This window comes from Nonomuraea sp. NPDC050663 (assembly GCF_044456985.1).
In the GTDB taxonomy this organism is placed as follows: Bacteria; Actinomycetota; Actinomycetes; order Streptosporangiales; family Streptosporangiaceae; genus Nonomuraea.
On sequence record NZ_JBITGL010000001.1, the window covers coordinates 164,020 to 180,702 of the forward strand.

Annotated in this window: 20 protein-coding genes and 1 tRNA gene; 20 read left to right on the plus strand and 1 reads right to left on the minus strand. The window is 70.0% G+C overall.

Translation table 11 applies throughout. The features are described 5' to 3' along the window. The first annotated feature begins 13 nt into the window (after positions 1-13). Both ACIBH1_RS00860 and ACIBH1_RS00865 read left to right on the plus strand, forming a co-directional pair. Positions 14-514: a SigE family RNA polymerase sigma factor gene (locus ACIBH1_RS00860; RefSeq protein WP_397311477.1), complete on the plus strand. Its 501-nt coding sequence runs from the start codon at positions 14-16 to the stop codon at positions 512-514. Then, the gene (locus ACIBH1_RS00865) at positions 507-1,658 is read left to right on the plus strand and encodes a hypothetical protein (RefSeq protein ID WP_397311478.1); all 1,152 of its coding nucleotides are present in this window, start codon (positions 507-509) and stop codon (positions 1,656-1,658) included. The genes ACIBH1_RS00860 and ACIBH1_RS00865 overlap by 8 nt, the downstream gene beginning before the upstream one ends. Before the next feature lie 41 nt (positions 1,659-1,699). Here ACIBH1_RS00865 and ACIBH1_RS00870 read toward each other — a convergent pair whose 3' ends face one another. Further along, positions 1,700-2,902 (minus strand): pyridoxal phosphate-dependent aminotransferase, encoded by a 1,203-nt coding sequence (locus tag ACIBH1_RS00870; RefSeq protein ID WP_397311479.1) that lies wholly within the window; start codon positions 2,900-2,902, stop codon positions 1,700-1,702. Positions 2,903-3,061: 159 nt separating this feature from the next. On the opposite strand from ACIBH1_RS00870, the gene ACIBH1_RS00875 reads away from it, so the two are divergent. The 18 genes from ACIBH1_RS00875 to ACIBH1_RS00960 all read left to right on the plus strand — a co-directional run bounded on the left by ACIBH1_RS00875 (position 3,062) and on the right by ACIBH1_RS00960 (position 16,681). Then, a tRNA-Trp gene (locus ACIBH1_RS00875) sits at positions 3,062-3,134 on the plus strand. A gap of 77 nt (positions 3,135-3,211) precedes the next feature. Continuing rightward, a complete protein-coding gene (gene secE / locus ACIBH1_RS00880) occupies positions 3,212-3,451 on the plus strand; it encodes a preprotein translocase subunit SecE (RefSeq protein WP_312895035.1) in 240 nt (79 codons plus the stop codon). Positions 3,452-3,511: 60 nt separating this feature from the next. Further along, a complete protein-coding gene (gene nusG, locus ACIBH1_RS00885) occupies positions 3,512-4,303 on the plus strand; it encodes a transcription termination/antitermination protein NusG (protein WP_397311481.1) in 792 nt (263 codons plus the stop codon). Positions 4,304-4,390: 87 nt separating this feature from the next. Next, a complete protein-coding gene (rplK, locus tag ACIBH1_RS00890; protein WP_181615842.1) occupies positions 4,391-4,822 on the plus strand; it encodes a 50S ribosomal protein L11 in 432 nt (143 codons plus the stop codon). A 62-nt stretch (positions 4,823-4,884) separates the two neighbouring features. Next, the gene (rplA, locus tag ACIBH1_RS00895; protein WP_181615843.1) at positions 4,885-5,604 is read left to right on the plus strand and encodes a 50S ribosomal protein L1; all 720 of its coding nucleotides are present in this window, start codon (positions 4,885-4,887) and stop codon (positions 5,602-5,604) included. 185 nt (positions 5,605-5,789) lie between these two features. Beyond that, positions 5,790-6,632, plus strand: a complete 843-nt coding sequence (locus ACIBH1_RS00900) for a DUF1396 domain-containing protein (protein ID WP_397311482.1) — start codon at positions 5,790-5,792, stop codon at positions 6,630-6,632. A gap of 230 nt (positions 6,633-6,862) precedes the next feature. Then, a complete protein-coding gene (rplJ, locus tag ACIBH1_RS00905) occupies positions 6,863-7,387 on the plus strand; it encodes a 50S ribosomal protein L10 (RefSeq protein ID WP_397311483.1) in 525 nt (174 codons plus the stop codon). A gap of 53 nt (positions 7,388-7,440) precedes the next feature. Further along, positions 7,441-7,830, plus strand: coding sequence for a 50S ribosomal protein L7/L12 (gene rplL, locus ACIBH1_RS00910; RefSeq protein ID WP_397311484.1), 390 nt, complete (start codon positions 7,441-7,443; stop codon positions 7,828-7,830). An 81-nt stretch (positions 7,831-7,911) separates the two neighbouring features. Next, positions 7,912-8,598 carry a GNAT family N-acetyltransferase gene (locus ACIBH1_RS00915; RefSeq protein ID WP_397311485.1) on the plus strand — a complete coding sequence of 229 codons (687 nt, stop codon included), beginning with the start codon at positions 7,912-7,914 and terminating at the stop codon, positions 8,596-8,598. A gap of 39 nt (positions 8,599-8,637) precedes the next feature. Beyond that, a complete protein-coding gene (locus tag ACIBH1_RS00920) occupies positions 8,638-9,639 on the plus strand; it encodes an ABC transporter ATP-binding protein (RefSeq protein ID WP_397311486.1) in 1,002 nt (333 codons plus the stop codon). 8 nt (positions 9,640-9,647) lie between these two features. Then, positions 9,648-10,424 (plus strand): MlaE family ABC transporter permease, encoded by a 777-nt coding sequence (locus tag ACIBH1_RS00925; RefSeq protein ID WP_397311487.1) that lies wholly within the window; start codon positions 9,648-9,650, stop codon positions 10,422-10,424. Further along, on the plus strand, positions 10,421-11,197 hold the full coding sequence (locus ACIBH1_RS00930; protein WP_397311488.1) for an MlaE family ABC transporter permease: 777 nt from the start codon (positions 10,421-10,423) through the stop codon (positions 11,195-11,197). The genes ACIBH1_RS00925 and ACIBH1_RS00930 overlap by 4 nt, the downstream gene beginning before the upstream one ends. Next, a complete protein-coding gene (locus ACIBH1_RS00935; RefSeq protein ID WP_397311489.1) occupies positions 11,194-12,225 on the plus strand; it encodes an MCE family protein in 1,032 nt (343 codons plus the stop codon). Before ACIBH1_RS00930 ends, ACIBH1_RS00935 begins: the two co-directional genes overlap by 4 nt. Then, entirely contained in the window at positions 12,222-13,193 is a 972-nt protein-coding gene (locus tag ACIBH1_RS00940; protein WP_397311490.1) for an MCE family protein, read from the plus strand. Before ACIBH1_RS00935 ends, ACIBH1_RS00940 begins: the two co-directional genes overlap by 4 nt. Continuing rightward, on the plus strand, positions 13,190-14,149 hold the full coding sequence (locus tag ACIBH1_RS00945; protein WP_397311492.1) for an MCE family protein: 960 nt from the start codon (positions 13,190-13,192) through the stop codon (positions 14,147-14,149). Before ACIBH1_RS00940 ends, ACIBH1_RS00945 begins: the two co-directional genes overlap by 4 nt. Then, entirely contained in the window at positions 14,146-15,105 is a 960-nt protein-coding gene (locus ACIBH1_RS00950; protein WP_397311493.1) for an MCE family protein, read from the plus strand. The genes ACIBH1_RS00945 and ACIBH1_RS00950 overlap by 4 nt, the downstream gene beginning before the upstream one ends. After that, entirely contained in the window at positions 15,087-16,217 is a 1,131-nt protein-coding gene (locus ACIBH1_RS00955; protein WP_397311494.1) for an MCE family protein, read from the plus strand. The genes ACIBH1_RS00950 and ACIBH1_RS00955 overlap by 19 nt, the downstream gene beginning before the upstream one ends. Beyond that, positions 16,199-16,681, plus strand: a complete 483-nt coding sequence (locus tag ACIBH1_RS00960; RefSeq protein WP_397311495.1) for a hypothetical protein — start codon at positions 16,199-16,201, stop codon at positions 16,679-16,681. Before ACIBH1_RS00955 ends, ACIBH1_RS00960 begins: the two co-directional genes overlap by 19 nt. Positions 16,682-16,683: the final 2 nt, after the last annotated feature.

A 16,683-nucleotide genomic window follows, 5' to 3' on the forward strand; every position in this document is an offset into this window, starting at 1 on the left:
GTACATAAGGGTCATGACGCCGTTCCCCGAGTTCGTCGCCGCCCGCGGCACCAGCCTGCTGCGGCTGGCGTACCTGTCGTGCGGGTCGGCGGACGACGCCGAGGACGTGCTCCAGACCGCGCTCGAACGCGCCTACCGCCACTGGTCGCGGATGCGCTCAGAGAGCGACCCCGAGCCCTACGTCCGCCGCATCATCGTCAACACCGCCATCAGCAGGGCCCGGCGCCGCGCCCTCCTGCGCATCGTGCCCACCGGGACCCTGCCCGACCACCCCGCGCCACCCGCCTCCGGCGTGGAGCTGCGGCAGGTCCTCGTCGACGGGTTACGGCGGCTGCCTCCACGCCAGCGAGCCGTCCTGGTGCTGCGCTACTGGGAGGACCTCACCGAGACCCAGACCGCGGCCGTCATGGGCTGCTCCGTGGGAACCGTCAAGAGCCAGAGCTCCAAGGCGCTGGCCAGACTCCGTGTGCTGATCGGGGACGAACTCGTCGAGGGAGTGACCGCCGATGCTTGAAACCCACCTGCACGAGGCGATGGCGGAGCGGACGGCCCACCTCCAGGCCCCGCACGACCTGGCTGACCGTGTCGTACGGCTGTCGCGGCGCCGCCGCCGCACCCGGCTCCAGGTCGCGGCGGTGGCCGCGGCGCTCGTGGCCCTGACCGGGTACCTCGTGATCGAGCCGCCCGCCGCCCCCGAGGCCGCCTCGCCCACCTCGATGGTCAGCCCGATCCCCGGCATCGAGTTCGGCTACCTGCCCGCGGGACTCGGGGAACCGGTGCGCGAAGGCGACGGGGTGCGCTGGGGCAGGACCGTGACGGTCACCGTCCACGAGAACCGCTCCGCCGCCCTCGACTACGCGGGGCTGCGGCAGCTGGAGCAGGTGTCCGACCCCGACCCCCTGCCTCTGGTGCACAGCGGGAGGCTCGCGGTGGTCTCCAAGGACCGGCGCCAGGTCTTCTGGCAGCCCCACCCGACCCGGCTCGTCAAGGTCACCGCGCCCGTCGGCCAGGCGGAGAAGATCGCGGCCGGGATGCGCTTCACCAACGTGGGCGACGCGGCGGCGGACGTGATCAAGCTCGGCTACGTGCCCAGAGGGCTCACCCTGTCGGCGCAGCAGCCCCCGAAGGACACGAGCTGGCTGGCCTACCCGGCGTGGGAGGGCGACCAGGGCCGCTGGTTGTGGCTGTCGTCGGCGCGCGGATCGCAGGTCGAGACGCTCGAGTCGGTGATCGCGCAGGTGGGCGACGCCTACTCCGGCCTGGAGCGGATCACGTGGCGGGGGAGGCAGGCCTACCTGGCCGACGTCGAGGCCCCCGGCTACCGGGGACGTGCCCTGCTGTGGCTGGAGGAGCCTGGCGCGGCGTTCGTCCTCAGTGCGGGCGGCGGGGCGGAGCAGGAGCTCGACCGCATCATGGCCGGTGTCGAGCGGATCGACCCGCCAGGCCAGGACGTGGACGGCGTCGCCGTGCCCCATGGCCGGCCGCAGGGCCCGGTGAAGCGCACGCTGCACGACAAGAGCACCACCAGCGCCCAGGCCTGGACCGGCGGCACGACCGTCACCGTCCACCGCGGAAGCGGGCTGCCGGAACACGCGCGGACCGGCTGCACCCTGGAACGGCTCGGGCTGGTCCTCGCCGTGGAGACCTGCGGGAGGTGACCGGGCGGGACCCCGGTGTCAGGGGTCCCGCGCCGGGTCGTCTAGCGGGCCTCTGACAGCAGCTTGGCGATGCGGCTGACGCCCTCGGCCAGGTCGTCGTCGCCCAAGGCGTACGACAGGCGGAAGTAGCCGGGAGTGCCGAAGGCCTCGCCGGGGACGACGGCGACCTCCGCCTCCTCCAGCACCAGCTCGGCCAGCTCGGCGGAGGTCTGCGGCCGCTTGCCGCGGATCTCCTTGCCGAGCAGTTCCTTGACCGACGGGTAGACGTAGAACGCGCCCTCGGGCTCGGGGCAGAGCACCCCGGGGATCTCGTTGAGCATCCGGACCATCGTCTTGCGGCGCCGGTCGAAGGCGGTCTTCATCTCCTCGACGGCCGACAGGTCGCCCCGCACGGCGGCCAGCGCGGCCACCTGGGCCACGTTGGAGACGTTGGAGGTGGCGTGCGACTGCAGGTTGGTCGCCGCCTTGACCACGTCCTTCGGGCCGATGAGCCAGCCCACCCGCCATCCGGTCATGGCGTAGGTCTTGGCCACGCCGTTGAGGATGACCCAGTGGTCGGCGGGCAGGTAGTGGACGATGCTGGTGAACTCCGCGCCGCCGTACACCAGGTGCTCGTAGATCTCGTCGGTCACGACCCACAGGCCGTGCTCGCCCGCCCAGCGGCCGATGGCCTCGACCTGCTCGCGGCTGTAGACGGCGCCGGTCGGGTTCGAGGGGGAGACGAACAGCAGGACCTTGGTGCGCTCGGTGCGCGCCGCCTCCAGCTGCTCGACGCTCGCCAGGTAGCCGGTGGACTCGTCGGTGACCACGTCGACCTGCACGCCGCCCGCGAGCTTGATCGCCTCGGGGTAGGTCGTCCAGTACGGCGCGACGACCAGGACCTCGTCGCCCGGGTCGAGCAGGGTCGCGAAGGCCTGGTAGACGGCCTGCTTGCCGCCGTTGGTGATGAGCACCTGATCGGCCGACACCTGCACGCCCGAGTCGCGCAGCGTCTTGTCGGCGACCGCCTGCTTGAGCTCCGGCAGGCCGCCCGCGGGGGTGTACTTGTGGAACTTCGGCGTCTTCGCCGCCTCGACGGCGGCCTCGACGATGTAGCCGGGCGTGGGGAAGTCGGGCTCGCCGGCGCCGAAGCCGATCACCGGGCGCCCGGCGGCCTTCATGGCCTTCGCCTTGGCGTCCACGGCCAGGGTCGCGGACTCGGCGATGGCGGAGATTCGTGCGGAGATACGAGGTCGGGTGGACATGTCTCCCATGCTTTCATAGGGCCGTGAGCTGGGCGATCGGGTTCCGGTTCGACGTACGGGTCAATGTCCCGATACACTCTGGCCTGGCCGAGCTACCGCATGTCGAAGTGCGGATAGGTACGGGCAGCGACGACAACCAGGTAGTCTGGTTGACGACATAGGGCAATGGCGCAATTGGTAGCGCTCCGGTCTCCAAAACCGGCGGTTGGGGGTTCGAGTCCCTCTTGCCCTGCGAGTTGCGGTCCGCGCACCAAGGCGTGAAAGCGCGCCGCGATGTGCTGGACCCGACGACAGATTCAGGTGAGGACTGTGGCGATCGACACCCGCGCCGAGAGCGCAGACAAGCCGAGCGGTGAGAAGAAGTCCAGGACCACTCCCGCGCTGTTTTACCGGCAGGTCGTCAACGAGCTTCGCAAGGTCATCTGGCCGACACGCAAAGACCTCATCACCTACACCACGGTCGTTCTGATATTCGTTCTGATCGTGGTCGGGATCGTGTACGCCCTCGACTGGGCGCTCGGCGAGCTCGTCCTCCGGGTCTTCAGCTAGGCGTGAAGTGGGCATCCTCTTCGGATGCCCGTTCAATTCGACGGAAGAGGAAGAGCCACCGTGTCCGAGTCTTCAGTGCCCGCCGACGAGTCCCGCGACCAGTTCGGGGACACGTGGGAGTCGGAGCCGGAAGAGGCTGCCGAGGACGACTTCGAAGACGACGAGGCCGCTGAGGAGGCCGACGACGTCGAGGAAGCCGACGCGGACGAAGACGGTGACGACGACGCCGCCGAGGACGACGACGAGGCCGAGGCCGCGTACGTCGACCCGGTCGAGGAGTTCAAGCAGTCGCTGCGTGGCCAGCTCGGCGACTGGTACGTCATCCACTCCTACGCCGGCTACGAGAACCGTGTGAAGTCCAACATCGAGACTCGCACCGTCTCCCTCAACATGGAGGACTACATCTTCCAGACCGAGGTGCCGACGCAGACCCGCGACGAGTTCAAGAGCGGCAAGAAGGTCCCGGTCCGCGAGCGTGTGCTGCCCGGCTACGTCCTGGTGCGCATGGAGCTGACCGACGAGTCCTGGGCCGCCGTGCGTAACACGCCCGGCGTGACCGGCTTCGTGGGCCTGTCCAACAAGCCCAGCCCGCTCAGCCTCGACGACGTCGCCAAGCTGCTGGCTCCCGAGCCCAGCGAGGAGGTCAAGCAGGCCAAGAGCAAGGCGGCCGCCGGACCTTCCGTGGAGTTCGAGATCGGCGAGTCGGTCACCGTCATGGACGGCCCGTTCGCCACCCTGCCGGCGACCGTCAACGAGATCAGCCCCGAGTCGCAGAAGCTCAAGGTGCTGGTTTCGATCTTCGGTCGGGAGACCCCGGTCGAGCTTTCGTTTAACCAGGTCTCCAAGATCTGACATACACTGAGTCGTTCGGGTCCCCGTCCCATCGCGATAGGGCGGGGCTCCGGCGTGTTATCACCCGATCAGGACCCGGAGTAGGACATGCCTCCGAAGAAGAAAATCGCCGCGCTCGTCAAGGTCCAGCTCCCCGCTGGCCAGGCGACCCCGGCCCCGCCCGTCGGTACCGCCCTCGGTCCGCACGGCGTCAACATCATGGACTTCGTCAAGCAGTACAACGCTGCGACGGAGGCTCAGCGGGGCAACATCATCCCCGTCGAGATCACCATCTTCGAAGACCGTAGCTTCACCTTCGTCACCAAGACGCCGCCGGCGCCGCGCCTGATCCTCAAGGCTCTCGGCATCGACAAGGGCAGCGCGGTCCCGCACAAGGACAAGGTCGGCAAGCTCAGCCGCGAGCAGCTGCGCGCCATCGCCGAGCAGAAGATGCCCGACCTCAACGCCAACGACATCGAGGCCGCCGAGAAGATCATCGCCGGCACTGCCCGGTCGATGGGCGTCACGGTCGCCGAGTAACCCTTTCCGAACGTCGTGGGAGGGCCCGTCACACGGCCCGCCGAACCACAAGGAGTCAAGAAGTGAAGCGCAGCAAGGCGCACAAGGACGCAGCGGCGAAGATCGACCGCGCGAAGCTGTACTCTCCGGTCGAGGCCGCGAAGCTGGCCAAGGAGACGACCACCACCAAGTTCGACGCCACCGTGGAAGTCGCCTTCCGCCTCGGCGTCGACCCTCGCAAGGCGGACCAGATCGTGCGCGGCACGGTCAACCTTCCGCATGGCACCGGTAAGACCGCCCGGGTCCTGGTCTTCGCGACCGGTGACCGTGCCGAGGCCGCCCGCGAGGCGGGCGCCGACATCGTCGGCGCCGACGAGCTGATCGACGAGATCGCCAAGGGCAACCGGCTCAACGAGTTCGACGCCGTCGTGGCCACTCCCGACCTCATGGGCAAGGTCGGCCGCCTGGGCCGCGTGCTCGGTCCGCGTGGTCTCATGCCGAACCCGAAGACCGGCACGGTGACCCCCGACGTCGCCAAGGCCGTGACCGAGATCAAGGGCGGAAAGATCGAGTTCCGCACCGACCGTCAGGCGAACCTGCACTTCATCATCGGCAAGACGTCCTTCGATGACCGTCAGCTCATCGAGAACTACGCTGCCGCTCTCGACGAGGTGCTGCGTCTCAAGCCGTCGGCCGCGAAGGGTCGTTACCTGAAGAAGGTCACCTTCTCGACCACCATGGGCCCCGGCGTGCCGGTCGACCCGAACCTCACGCGCGGCCTCACGGCCGAGCTCGAGGCCTGAGCTTCCTGAGCTCTCAGAAGCGCCCGCTCCGACTCGTTCGGGGCGGGCGCTTCGTCGTGTACCCCCTTGCCCCCCTGAGATTTCCCTGATTTCCACGCAAGATCATGTGCGGATTCCCCGCACGTTTCCCGGAGATATGGCGGGGAAGTCGGGTGGGCGTGAATCGACGACGTAAGGTCGAAAGCATGCTGAAGAAGACGATCGCGGCCGCGGCGGTCTCCGCGGGCGCGCTGTTCACAGTCGCCGCTTGTGGCACGGTCGCGCAGCCCATCCAGGCGAACCTGGCGGCCAGCGAGGTGCTCCAGCAGGCCGCGCAGAAGACGCAGCAGGTCACGAGCTACTCCGTCGACCTGGTGGCCGATGTGACCCACCCGCAGCAGGGCGCGGGCAAGGTCCAGGGCCGCATGACATACCAGAGCCAGCCCGAGCTGGCCGTGGACCTGACGCTCGACACCGTCGACTTCGGCGGGCAGAGCCTGCCTGGCGGCGCCCGGGCGATCCTTCGCGGTGACACCGCCTACTTCAAGGTCGACGCCCTCAACCAGATGCTGGGCTCCGCCAAGCCGTGGGTGCAGGTGAAGCTGACGGACATGGGTCCGGCGGCCGAGGTGCAGAAGTACCTCGACCAGGTGCGCCAGTTCGACCTGGCGACCGTGACGGCCATGGTGACCGCTTCGAAGGACGTCAAGCAGGCCGGAACCGAGTCGGTGAACGGGGTCGACACGACCCGGTACAGCGGCACCTTCCCGGTCGAGCTGGCCCTCCAGCAGTTGCCCGCCGAGCAGCAGGAGCGTGCTCGCCAGAACCTGGCCGAGCTGAAGGACGTCAAGTTCGACATCTGGGTCGGCTCCGACGGCCTGCCCCGCAAGCTGGCGCTCAACGGCGCGCACGAGGGTGCGACGCTGAACGCGAACCTGTTCTTCAAGGGCTTCAACGAGAAGGTGTCGATCGAGGCGCCGCCCGCCGACCAGACGGGTCCGCTGCCCACCAACCCGCCCGTGCAGCCGTCGGCATCCCCGACCAGCTAGGGCTTCGTCACCATCGCGCGGGCCGATTTGGCATCTTGACAGAAGTACGCGTACTCTGGCTGATGCCAAAGACCGCCGGTCGTCATGTTTGCATGACCTAAGGATCCACTTCATGTGGATGGCCCGCGCAGGTGATGTGAGTTCATCGGCTTTGCCATGAAGTCCCGTTGCGCCTGCGCACGGGGCTTTCTTCATGTCTGGGGGCTGGCGGCACATCTGGAAGGAGGCCCATGGCGAGGGCAGATAAGGCGACGGCCGTTGCCGAGCTCAAGAGTGAGTTCGAGAGCAGCAGCGCCGCCGTTCTGACCGAGTACCGCGGTCTCACCGTCGCGCAGCTCAAGCAGCTGCGTATCGCGCTCGGTGGGAACGCGCAGTTCGCCGTGGCGAAGAACACTCTGACCAAGATCGCCGCCGAGCAGGCCGGCGTGACGGGTCTGGGCGAGCTCCTGACCGGCCCGACCGCCGTCGCCTTCGTTAAGGGTGACGTCGTCGAGGCCGCCAAGGGCCTGCGTGACTTCGCCAAGGCCAATCCCCTTCTGGTGATCAAGGGCGGCTTCATGGAGGGCAAGACCCTCGATGCCGCCGAGGTCACCAGGCTCGCTGACCTCGAGTCCCGCGAGGTTCTCCTCGCGAAGCTGGCCGGTGCGATGAAGGCCAAGCAGTCCGCTGCTGCCGCCATGTTCGCCGCGCTGCCCACGCAGATGGCGCAGCTGGCCGAGGCTCTGCGCGCCAAGCGCGACGAGTCGGGCGAGTAACAGCCCGGGGATTGTCACCCACTTTTAGTTAGATCCATACGGAGGAAACAATCATGGCGAAGCTCAGCACCGACGAGCTGCTCGAGTCGTTCAAGGAGATGACCCTTCTCGAGCTCTCCGAGTTCGTGAAGCTCTTCGAGGAGACCTTCGACGTCAAGGCCGCCGCCCCGGTCGCCGTCGCCGCCGCTGCCGCCCCCGGCGCCCCGGCTGCTGAAGAGGCCGCGGAGCAGGACGAGTTCGACGTCATCCTCGAGGCTGCCGGCGACAAGAAGATCCAGGTCATCAAGGAGATCCGCGCGCTGACCTCCCTCGGCCTGAAGGAGGCCAAGGACCTGGTCGACGGCGCTCCGAAGCCGGTCTTCGACGGCAAGGTCAACAAGGAGCAGGCGGAGAAGGCCAAGGCTGCCCTCGAGGGCGCCGGCGCGACCGTCACCGTGAAGTAACTTTCACGCGTCTCCGAGAGGGGCGGCCACACCCAGGTGCCGGGTGTGCCGCCCCTTTCGCATGTCCATAGGCTGCGGGGCATGACGGAACTCGACGGATTCTCCCTCCAAGACCTCGTGCGCGCCTGGGTGAGCGGCTGGGCCCTGTCCCGCGCCACCGAGACGCCTGTCGCCGAGCCGTACGGCTATCGCATGGAAGTGGGCCTGCCGGACATGCCGCGCAGGCACGTCGTCGTCGACCCGGTCCTGCTGGAGCAGGTGGTGCCCACGATCACCGGGCGGGGCACCTGGCTGAAGTTGTTCGTCCCGGAGGCCGAAGTGGCCCCGTACCTGAGCGACGCGTGGAAGATCACGGCGCCCGGCTTCATGATGAGCGTCACGCTGGAGCCGCAGGAGGTGGTCTGCCCGCCGGGCTACGAGGTCGCGCTGGAGGAGCTGTCGCCGCACGCGACGAAGGCGTGGGTCACCAAGGACGGCGAGCCCGCCGCCTGGGGGCAGATCGCGCACGGCGCCGTGGCCGTGGCCGACAAGATCGAGACCGACGGGAACCACCGGCGCCGCGGCTTGGGGAGCGTCGTCATGAGGACCCTGCAGAACCACGCCCACGAGCGGGGAGCGCGTCGCGCGGTCCTGGGCGGCACGGTCGAAGGCCGGGCGCTTTACACCAGTCTGGGATGGCGCACCGAGTGCCCGCTGACCTCAGCGCAGCTTATTGGAATCGAGTCCAATTTGTGGGAAGGTCGCTTTCAGCGCAGCACTGAAGAGTAAAGTGCACGCCAAGTTACCCCCAGCGAAGGGAAGGTGACCGTGGGCGTCGAGGTTGTCGTCGAGGGCCTGACCAAGTCGTTCGGCCGGCAGGTCATCTGGGAGGACGTCACCCTCACCCTGCCCGCCGGGGGTATCTCGGTGCTGCTGGGCCCGTCGGGCACGGGCAAGTCGGTCTTCCTCAAGACGCTCGTCGGCTTGCTGCGCCCCGACCGCGGCCACATCTGGATCGACGGTCACGACCTGGCCAACTGCAGCGAGAACAAGCTCTACGAGCTGCGCCGGCTGTTCGGGGTGCTCTTCCAGGACGGCGCGCTGTTCGGCTCGATGAACATCTACGACAACATCGCCTTCCCGCTGCGCGAGCACACCAAGAAGAACGAGTCGCAGATCCGCCGGATCGTCATGGAGAAGATCGAGCTGGTCGGCCTCATGGGGGCGGAGAGCAAGCTGCCGGGGGAGATCTCCGGGGGCATGCGCAAGCGCGCGGGGCTGGCGCGCGCGCTCGTGCTCGATCCGGAGATCATCCTGTTCGACGAGCCCGACTCGGGCCTCGACCCGGTGCGCACCGCCTACCTGAACCAGCTGATCGTCGACCTCAACGCCGAGATCGAGGCGACCTTCCTGATCGTCACGCACGACATCAACACCGCTCGCACCGTGCCCGACGACATCGGGCTGCTGTTCCGCCGCGAGCTGGTCATGTTCGGCCCGCGCGAGATGATGCTCTCCAGCGGCGAGCCGGTCGTGCGGCAGTTCCTCAACGCCCGCAGGCACGGGCCCATCGGCATGTCGGAGGAGAAGGACGTCTCCGAGCTGGAGGCCGAGGCCCAGCAGGGTCACGACCCCGGCGCGCTGCCGCCGATCCCGCCGCAGCTCATGCCGACCGCGGGCCGGCTGCGCCGCAGCCAGCAGGCCCCCGGCACGTGGCTGGCGGCCAACGGGGTCGCCGCTCCGCCCGGCTCATTCGTCGACGAGCGCGGGCGCGACTGGCTGCAGGAGTATCCCCGCCTTCTCAGCGCCCATCTCGACGGCGTCAGGTAAATCAGCTCATGCCAGGCTTCTCCTTTCTCGCGGCCATCGACCGTCACTCTCCGCGTCCAGTCGCTCACATCGGGCGATTCGTCGCCCTGTCGCTGGACACCGCGCGGGCGACGCTGAAACGCCCCTTCCACTGGCGCGAGTGCCTGCAGCAGGCGTGGTTCATCGTCAGCGTCAGCGCCCTGCCGACCGCCCTGGTGGCGATCCCGTTCGGCGCGGTCCTGGCCCTGCAGGCGGGCAACCTCATCCGCCAGTTCGGCGCCCAGTCCTTCACCGGGGCGACCGCGGTGCTCGGCATCGTGCGCGAGGCCAGCCCGGTGGTCACCGCGCTGATGGTCGCGGGCGCCGCGGGCAGCGCGATCTGCGCCGACCTGGGCGCGCGGAAGATTCGCGAGGAGATCGACGCTCTGGAGGTGCTCGGCGTGGATCCGCTTCAGCGGCTGGTCGTGCCCAGGGTGGTCGCGTGCGCCGTCGTGGCGCCCTTCCTCAACGGCCTGGTCACCACCGTGGGGCTCATCGCCAGCTACCTGTTCAACGTCGTCGCCCAGGGCGGCTCGCCCGGCGCCTACCTGCAATCGTTCAACTCCCTGGCCGAGGTCGGCGACCTGTGGGTCTCCGAGATCAAGGCGCTGGTCTTCGGGGGTACGGCAGGCCTGATCGCCTCCTTCAAGGGCCTGACGGCGGCAGGGGGGCCCAAGGGCGTCGGCGACGCGGTCAACCAGACGGTGGTCTTCTCCGCGATGGCCCTGTTCGCCGAGAACTTCCTCATCAGCGCGGTGACCACGTGATCAACGAGCAGGCCGAGTTCTACGCCAAGGCTCTGGGCAGCCTTCCTCGCGCGGCCAGATATCGCAGGGAGGTGCTGCGGCTGCTGGCCGAGGTGAGCCTGGGCACCGGCGGCCTGGCCGTCGTGGGCGGCACGATGGCGATCGTCGCGTTCATGACGTTCTTCACCGGCACCGAGGTGGGGCTGCAGGGTTACACCGCGCTCGACCAGATCGGCACCTCGGCCTTCACCGGCTTCCTGTCGAGCTACGTGAACACCCGCGAGATCGCGCCCCTGGTCGCCGCGATCGGGCTGTCGGCCACGGTCGGCTCGGGATTCACCGCCCAGCTCGGCGCGATGCGCATCAGCGACGAGATCGACGCCCTGGAGGTGATGGCGATCCCGTCGCGGCCCTTCCTGGTGGGCACCCGCCTGATCGCCGGATTCTGCGCCGTCATCCCGCTCTACGTGCTCGGCCTGCTGGCCTCCTACCTGGCCACCCGGACCGTCGCCACGCTGTTCTACGGCCAGTCCAGCGGCACCTACGACCACTACTTCGGGCTCTTCCTGGTGCCCTACGACGTGTTGTGGTCCTTCGGCAAGGTGATGGTCTTCTCGGTGCTGGTGATCCTCATCCACTGCTTCTACGGCTTCCACGCCTCCGGCGGGCCCGCGGGCGTGGGCGTGGCGGTCGGCCGGGCCGTACGGGCCGTCCTGGTCACCGTGAACGTGGCCAACGTCCTGCTCGGGCTGGCCATCTGGGGGACCACGACGACGGTGAGGCTGGCCGGATGAGGTACGCAGCCGCCCTCGTCGCCCTGATGGCCGCCTTCGTGGCGGTCACGCTCGGCGCCTACTTCAAGGTCCTCTCCGGTGCCACCGAGGTCACGTTGCGCACGCCCAGCGCCGGGCTGCAGCTCGGCCCGCGCGCCGACGTGAAGGTGCGCGGAGTGATCGTCGGCGAGGTGTCACGCGTCCGTCAGGTGCCCGGCGGCGCCGAGCTGCTCCTGGCGCTCGACGAACCGGTCGACCGCGCCTCCACGGCCAGGCTGCTGCCCAAGACGCTGTTCGGCGAGAAGTACGTCGACCTGATCCCGCCCGCGCGTCCCACCGCGCCGGTCAGGAACGGCGACGTGCTCACCGCCACCGGCAACCCGGTCGAGACCATCCAGCTCCTCGACCGCCTGCTCCCGGCGCTGCGCGGCGTGCGGCCAGATCGGCTCAGCGCCGCGCTCACCCAGCTCGCCACCACGCTCGACGGCCGCGGCGCCGCGATCGGCACGACCATCGACAGGGCCGACGCCTACCTCACGGCACTCGAACCCCACCTTCCCGCCATCAGACGCGACATCACCGCGCTGGCCGACGTCCTGCGGCTGTACGGCGAAGCCGCCCCCGACCTGCTCAGGCTCCTCAACAACGGCGCCGAGCTCGGCCAGGCCGTCACCGCCAACCGCGCCGCCCTCGACACGCTGACCGGGCAGAAGCTCGTCAGCAAGCTCGACGCGCTGCTGAAGGAGCACGAGCCGGGCATCGTCGGCCTGCAGCACGTGATCAGGCCCGCCCTGGGCGTCACCGCGCGCTACGCCCCCGCGATCCCCTGCTCCTTCCGAGGGCTGGAGCGGCTGCGGCCCCGCCTGGAGCGCGTGTTCGCCGGCGGCAGGGTCAGGGCGGTGCTGGAGCTCGTCCGTCCCGCCAGGCCGTACCAGCCGGGGAGCGACGCACCTCGCTACGCCGACACCCGCGGCCCGAGCTGCTACGGCCTGCCGAACCCGCCCGTGCCCTTCCCCGGCGTCGCCTTCGACGACGGGACCCGCCCATGAAAACGGCGGTCAAGCTGGCCCTCTTCATGCTGCTCACCGGCTCCTGCGTCGCCGTCCTGGCGATCACCATCTCCGGCGTGCAGTTCGTGGAGACCAGCGACTACCGGGCGTTGTTCACCGACGCGAGCAGCCTGCGCGAGGGCGACGACGTGCGCATCGCGGGCGTGCGCGTGGGCCGCGTCGAGGGTGTGGCGCTGGTGGCGGGCAGGGCGGAGGTGCGCTTCAGCGTCCAGCGGCGCCACAGCCTGCCCAAGGGCGTGACCGCCGCGATCCGCTGGCGCAACCTCATCGGGGAGCGTTACCTGGCGCTCGCCACCGGCAAGGGCGGGCCGGGCACGCTCGCGGCGGGCGGGACCATCCACGACACCCGGCCGGCACTCGACGTGACCGCGCTGTTCAACGGCTTCCGCCCGCTGCTCGAAGCCGTCGACCCCGCGCAGGTCAACCGGCTCAGCTGGCAGATCGTCCAGGTGCTGCAGGGCGAAGGCGGCACGGTCGAGAGCCTCCTGGGCCACATCGCCTCGCTCACCACCACGCTCGCCGATCGCGACGCCGTGATCGGCCGCGTAATCGGCAACCTGAACACCGTGCTCGGCCGCGTCGCCGCCCGAGACGAGGAGTACGCCAGGCTGATCGACGACCTGCACGCCCTGGTCAAGGGGCTGGCGGGCGACCGCAGGGCGATCGGGGAGTCGCTGGTCACGCTCGACAGGCTGACGGGCGTCACCGCCGGGTTCCTGACGCGGGCACGTCCCGACCTCAAGGCCGACCTCGCCCACACCGAAAGCTTCCTGGCCGGGCTCAACGCCGACGGCGAGCGCGTCGACGCCGCGCTCGACGCCGTGCCGCTGCGGCTCAACCAGCTCACCCGCGCGGTCTCCTACGGCTCCTGGTTCAACTTCTACCTGTGCTCGCTGCGGGTGGGCGTGAAGATCGAGAATGCGAGCGCACGATGTTCAGGAGGATGAACCCCGCTCCGCTCGGCCTGGCCTCCGTGGCCGTCGTGGTGGCGGCGGTGGTCGTGGCGCTCGGGGTGCGCCTGCCGTCGGGCGCCGCCTACTCGGCGCACTTCGCCGAGTCGGCCGGGCTGCGGCCGGGCGAGCCCGTGCTGATCGCGGGCGTGCGGGTCGGCGAGGTGGAGGCGGTCGAGCTCGACGGCGCCAGGGTCCGCGTCGACCTGCGGGTCGAGGACGCGGTCGCGCTCGGCTCCGCGACCCGGGCGCACATCCGGCTGGCCACGCTGCTCGGCTCGCACTCCGTCGTGCTCGAACCGGGCGGACCGGGAAGGCTGGCCGGACCGATCCCGCTGACGCGCACCAGCGTGCCGTACGAGATCGTGCCCGCGGTCGGCGACGTCACCCGCAGCGCCGACCGGCTCGACGCCGGCGCGCTCAGGCGGGCCATGCAGGTGCTCGCCACGACGATCGACGGCTCGTCGGAGGAGATCCGCTCGTCGCTCGACGGCCTCGGCAGGCTCGCGCGGACCGTCTCCGAGCGCGACGACAGCCTCCACGAGCTCGTACGGCACGCGGAACGGGTCACCGGGCTCCTCGGCGAGCGCAGGGAGCGCCTGAGCGACCTGGCCGCCGACGGCGACCTGCTGCTGCGGGAGATCCTGGCCAGGCGGGCGGTCATCCACAGCCTGTTGATCAATACCGTCGCCCTGACCGGCCAGATCGACGGCCTGATCGCCGACAACCGTGCCCGGCTGGGACCGGCGCTCAGGGAGCTGAGATCGTTCGTGGCGCTGCTGCGGCGCAACGAGGAGAACCTCGACCGCACGCTGCGCCTGCTGGTGCCGTACACCCGGCAGTTCGCCGACGCGGTGGGCAACGGCCGGTGGTTCGACGCGATCGTGCAGAACCTGGTGCCGCTACCGGCGGGCGCCGGGCCCGATCCGAGCCTGGGAGGGCTGGTGCCGTGAGAGCGCTCCTGGTGGTGCTGCTGGCCGCGGCGGGGTGCGCGGTCCAGGACATGCCGTTGCCCGGCGGCGCCGACCTGGGGGAGCGGCCGCGCGAGGTGACGATCGAGTTCGCCGACGCCCTCGACCTGGTGCCGCAGTCGTTGTGCAAGGTCGACGACGTGACCGTGGGCAAGGTGACCTCGATCGAGCTGGTGTCGTGGCGCGCCGAGGTTGTGTGCACGGTCCGCGGCGACGTGGAGCTCCCGCCCGCGACCGGCGCCGCGATCGCGCAGACGAGCCTGCTGGGGGAGAAGTACGTCCGGCTCGAACCCGCGGGCCGGGGACCGGCGGCCACGCGTGTCCCGATCGCGCGCACCGGCCAGGGCGCCGAGGTCGAGCAGGTGCTCGCCGCCGCCTCCCTGGTGGTCAACGGCGGCGGCCTCGAACAACTCGGCACCATCACCAGGGAGCTCGACCAGGTGCTCGGCGGGCGGACCGGACGGCTCAGGAGCCTGCTGCGCCGGCTGGACACCTTCGCCGCGGGCCTCGACCGGTCCAAGGGCGACATCGTGCGGCTCATCGGCGACCTCGACCAGGTGGCCGCCACGCTCGCCGCGCGGACCGGGACGATCGACGCGGTCGCCACCCGCATCGGCCCGGCGGTGAACCAGCTCAGGCGCCAGCGCGAGGACCTGACAGGGCTCGTACGCGGCCTGGGCGAGCTGGGGCGCACGGCCGAGCGGGTGGTGCGCCGCTCGCACGACGACACCCTGGCCAACCTGCGCCACCTGCGCGCCCTGCTGGCCCAGCTGGACCGGGCCAAACGCGACATCGCGCGCGGGCTGGGCACCGCGATCACCTTCCCCTTCCCGACCGCCGGCATGGTCAGGGGCGACTACGGCAACGTGGACGTGACCCTCGACCTGAGCCCCTCGACGACGCTGGAGAACCTGCTGGGATGCGGCTCAAACTGCTGATCTTCCTCGTGGTCACGGTGACGGCCACGGCCTACACGCTCGTGGAGTACGCCCGGGTGCTGCCCGGCGGCTACCTGGTCGCGGTGGACCTGGCCGAGACGGGCGGGCTGTTCGAGAACGCCGAGGTCACCTACCGGGGCGTCCCGGCGGGCAGGGTCGAGTCGCTGGGCCTGACCGCCGACGGCGTGCGAGCGCGGCTGCGGCTGGAGATCCCGGTGCCGGGCGCGGGCACGCGGGCCGTGGTCGCCAACCGCTCCGGCGTGGGGGAGCAGTACCTCGACCTGCGCCCGGAGGGTACGGCGGGGCCGTACCTGGCCGACGGCGACGTGATCCCGCGCGAGCGCACCCTCCTGCCCGTCTCCACCGCGCGACTCCTGGAGAGCGCCGACGGGCTGCTGCGCTCCGTGGACCCGCGCGACGTGGAGATCATGGTGACCGAGCTGCAGCAGGCGCTCGACGGCCCGCACCTGCGCCGGCTGCTGGAGGCCGGCTCCACGCTCGTCGACTCGGCCGCCGCCGTCCTGCCCGAGACGATCTCGCTGGTACGGCACGGCGAGACCGTCCTGGGCACCCAGCGGGAGCTCGGAGGGGAGCTGCAGGCGTTCTCAAGGGACCTGGCGGCCTTCACCGACGCCCTGGAGGCCCGGGACCTCGACGGGGCGATCGACGCCTCGGCGGCCGTCGTCCCGCCCATCGAGAAGCTCGTCGACGGGATCTCGCCCCATTTGCGGCCCCTGCTGACCAACCTCGTCATCGGCGGGCAGGCCGCCTCGTCCCGCGCCCACGCCCTGCGCCAGCTGATGATCGGCTACCCCGCCGGGATCGCCGGCGCGTTCACCGTGGTCCGGGACGACGGGCTGCACTTCGGGCTCAACCTGAACCTCAACGTGCCTCCGCCGTGCCGGGAGGGATACCTGGTCGAGCGCCGATATCCGCAGGACGTCTCCGTCAGGGCGGCCCGGCTCGACACCCACTGCAAGGCCTCGCGATCGAGCGAGACGGATGTCCGTGGCTCGCGCAATGTGCCCGATCCGCTCCCCACGCCCGGGATTCCTGGCTTGCGAGCCTGGCTGGCCGGTTATGATCCCGTGACATGGCGCGACGGCTCCTGATCCCCTCGCTGGCAGTGCTGGTCGCGCTGCTGGCCGGCGCCGCGCTGTGGACGGGCGGGCAGGTGCGCGAGGCCCATGCCCAGGCCGACGAGCGACAGGCCGCCCTCGACGCGGCGGGCACGCATGCGATGAATCTCATCTCGATCAGCCACACGACGGTCGACGCCGACATCCAGCGCATCCTGGCGACCTCCACCGGGCCCGCGCGCTCCGAATACTCGGCCGGCGCGGCGAAGCTGAAGGAGACCACGCTGGCCAACAAGGTCGTGCAGACCGGGGTGCTGCGGGCGACCGGGCTCGAGTCCATGAAACCGGGCTCTGCCAAGATCCTCGTGGTGGCCGACGTGGACATCCGGTGGGAGGGCTCGAACTCCCCGCCGCAGAAACGGTTCTACCGGTGGTCGATGGAGTTGATCAAGGTCGGCGGATCGTGGCTGGTGGCCAAGGCGGTGCAGGTCCTGTGAGA

Bases quoted from the DNA above. Each gene is read 5' to 3' on its own strand.
- ACIBH1_RS00860 (WP_397311477.1), top strand. From the start codon at position 14: ATGACGCCGTTCCCCGAGTTCGTCGCCGCCCGCGGCACCAGCCTGCTG.
- ACIBH1_RS00865 (WP_397311478.1), top strand. From the start codon at position 507: ATGCTTGAAACCCACCTGCACGAGGCGATGGCGGAGCGGACGGCCCAC.
- ACIBH1_RS00870 (WP_397311479.1), bottom strand. From the start codon at position 2,902: ATGTCCACCCGACCTCGTATCTCCGCACGAATCTCCGCCATCGCCGAG.
- rplK (WP_181615842.1), top strand. From the start codon at position 4,391: ATGCCTCCGAAGAAGAAAATCGCCGCGCTCGTCAAGGTCCAGCTCCCC.
- ACIBH1_RS00900 (WP_397311482.1), top strand. From the start codon at position 5,790: ATGCTGAAGAAGACGATCGCGGCCGCGGCGGTCTCCGCGGGCGCGCTG.
- rplJ (WP_397311483.1), top strand. From the start codon at position 6,863: ATGGCGAGGGCAGATAAGGCGACGGCCGTTGCCGAGCTCAAGAGTGAG.
- rplL (WP_397311484.1), top strand. From the start codon at position 7,441: ATGGCGAAGCTCAGCACCGACGAGCTGCTCGAGTCGTTCAAGGAGATG.
- ACIBH1_RS00915 (WP_397311485.1), top strand. From the start codon at position 7,912: ATGACGGAACTCGACGGATTCTCCCTCCAAGACCTCGTGCGCGCCTGG.
- ACIBH1_RS00925 (WP_397311487.1), top strand. From the start codon at position 9,648: ATGCCAGGCTTCTCCTTTCTCGCGGCCATCGACCGTCACTCTCCGCGT.
- ACIBH1_RS00935 (WP_397311489.1), top strand. From the start codon at position 11,194: ATGAGGTACGCAGCCGCCCTCGTCGCCCTGATGGCCGCCTTCGTGGCG.
- ACIBH1_RS00940 (WP_397311490.1), top strand. From the start codon at position 12,222: ATGAAAACGGCGGTCAAGCTGGCCCTCTTCATGCTGCTCACCGGCTCC.
- ACIBH1_RS00945 (WP_397311492.1), top strand. From the start codon at position 13,190: ATGAACCCCGCTCCGCTCGGCCTGGCCTCCGTGGCCGTCGTGGTGGCG.
- ACIBH1_RS00955 (WP_397311494.1), top strand. From the start codon at position 15,087: ATGCGGCTCAAACTGCTGATCTTCCTCGTGGTCACGGTGACGGCCACG.
- ACIBH1_RS00960 (WP_397311495.1), top strand. From the start codon at position 16,199: ATGGCGCGACGGCTCCTGATCCCCTCGCTGGCAGTGCTGGTCGCGCTG.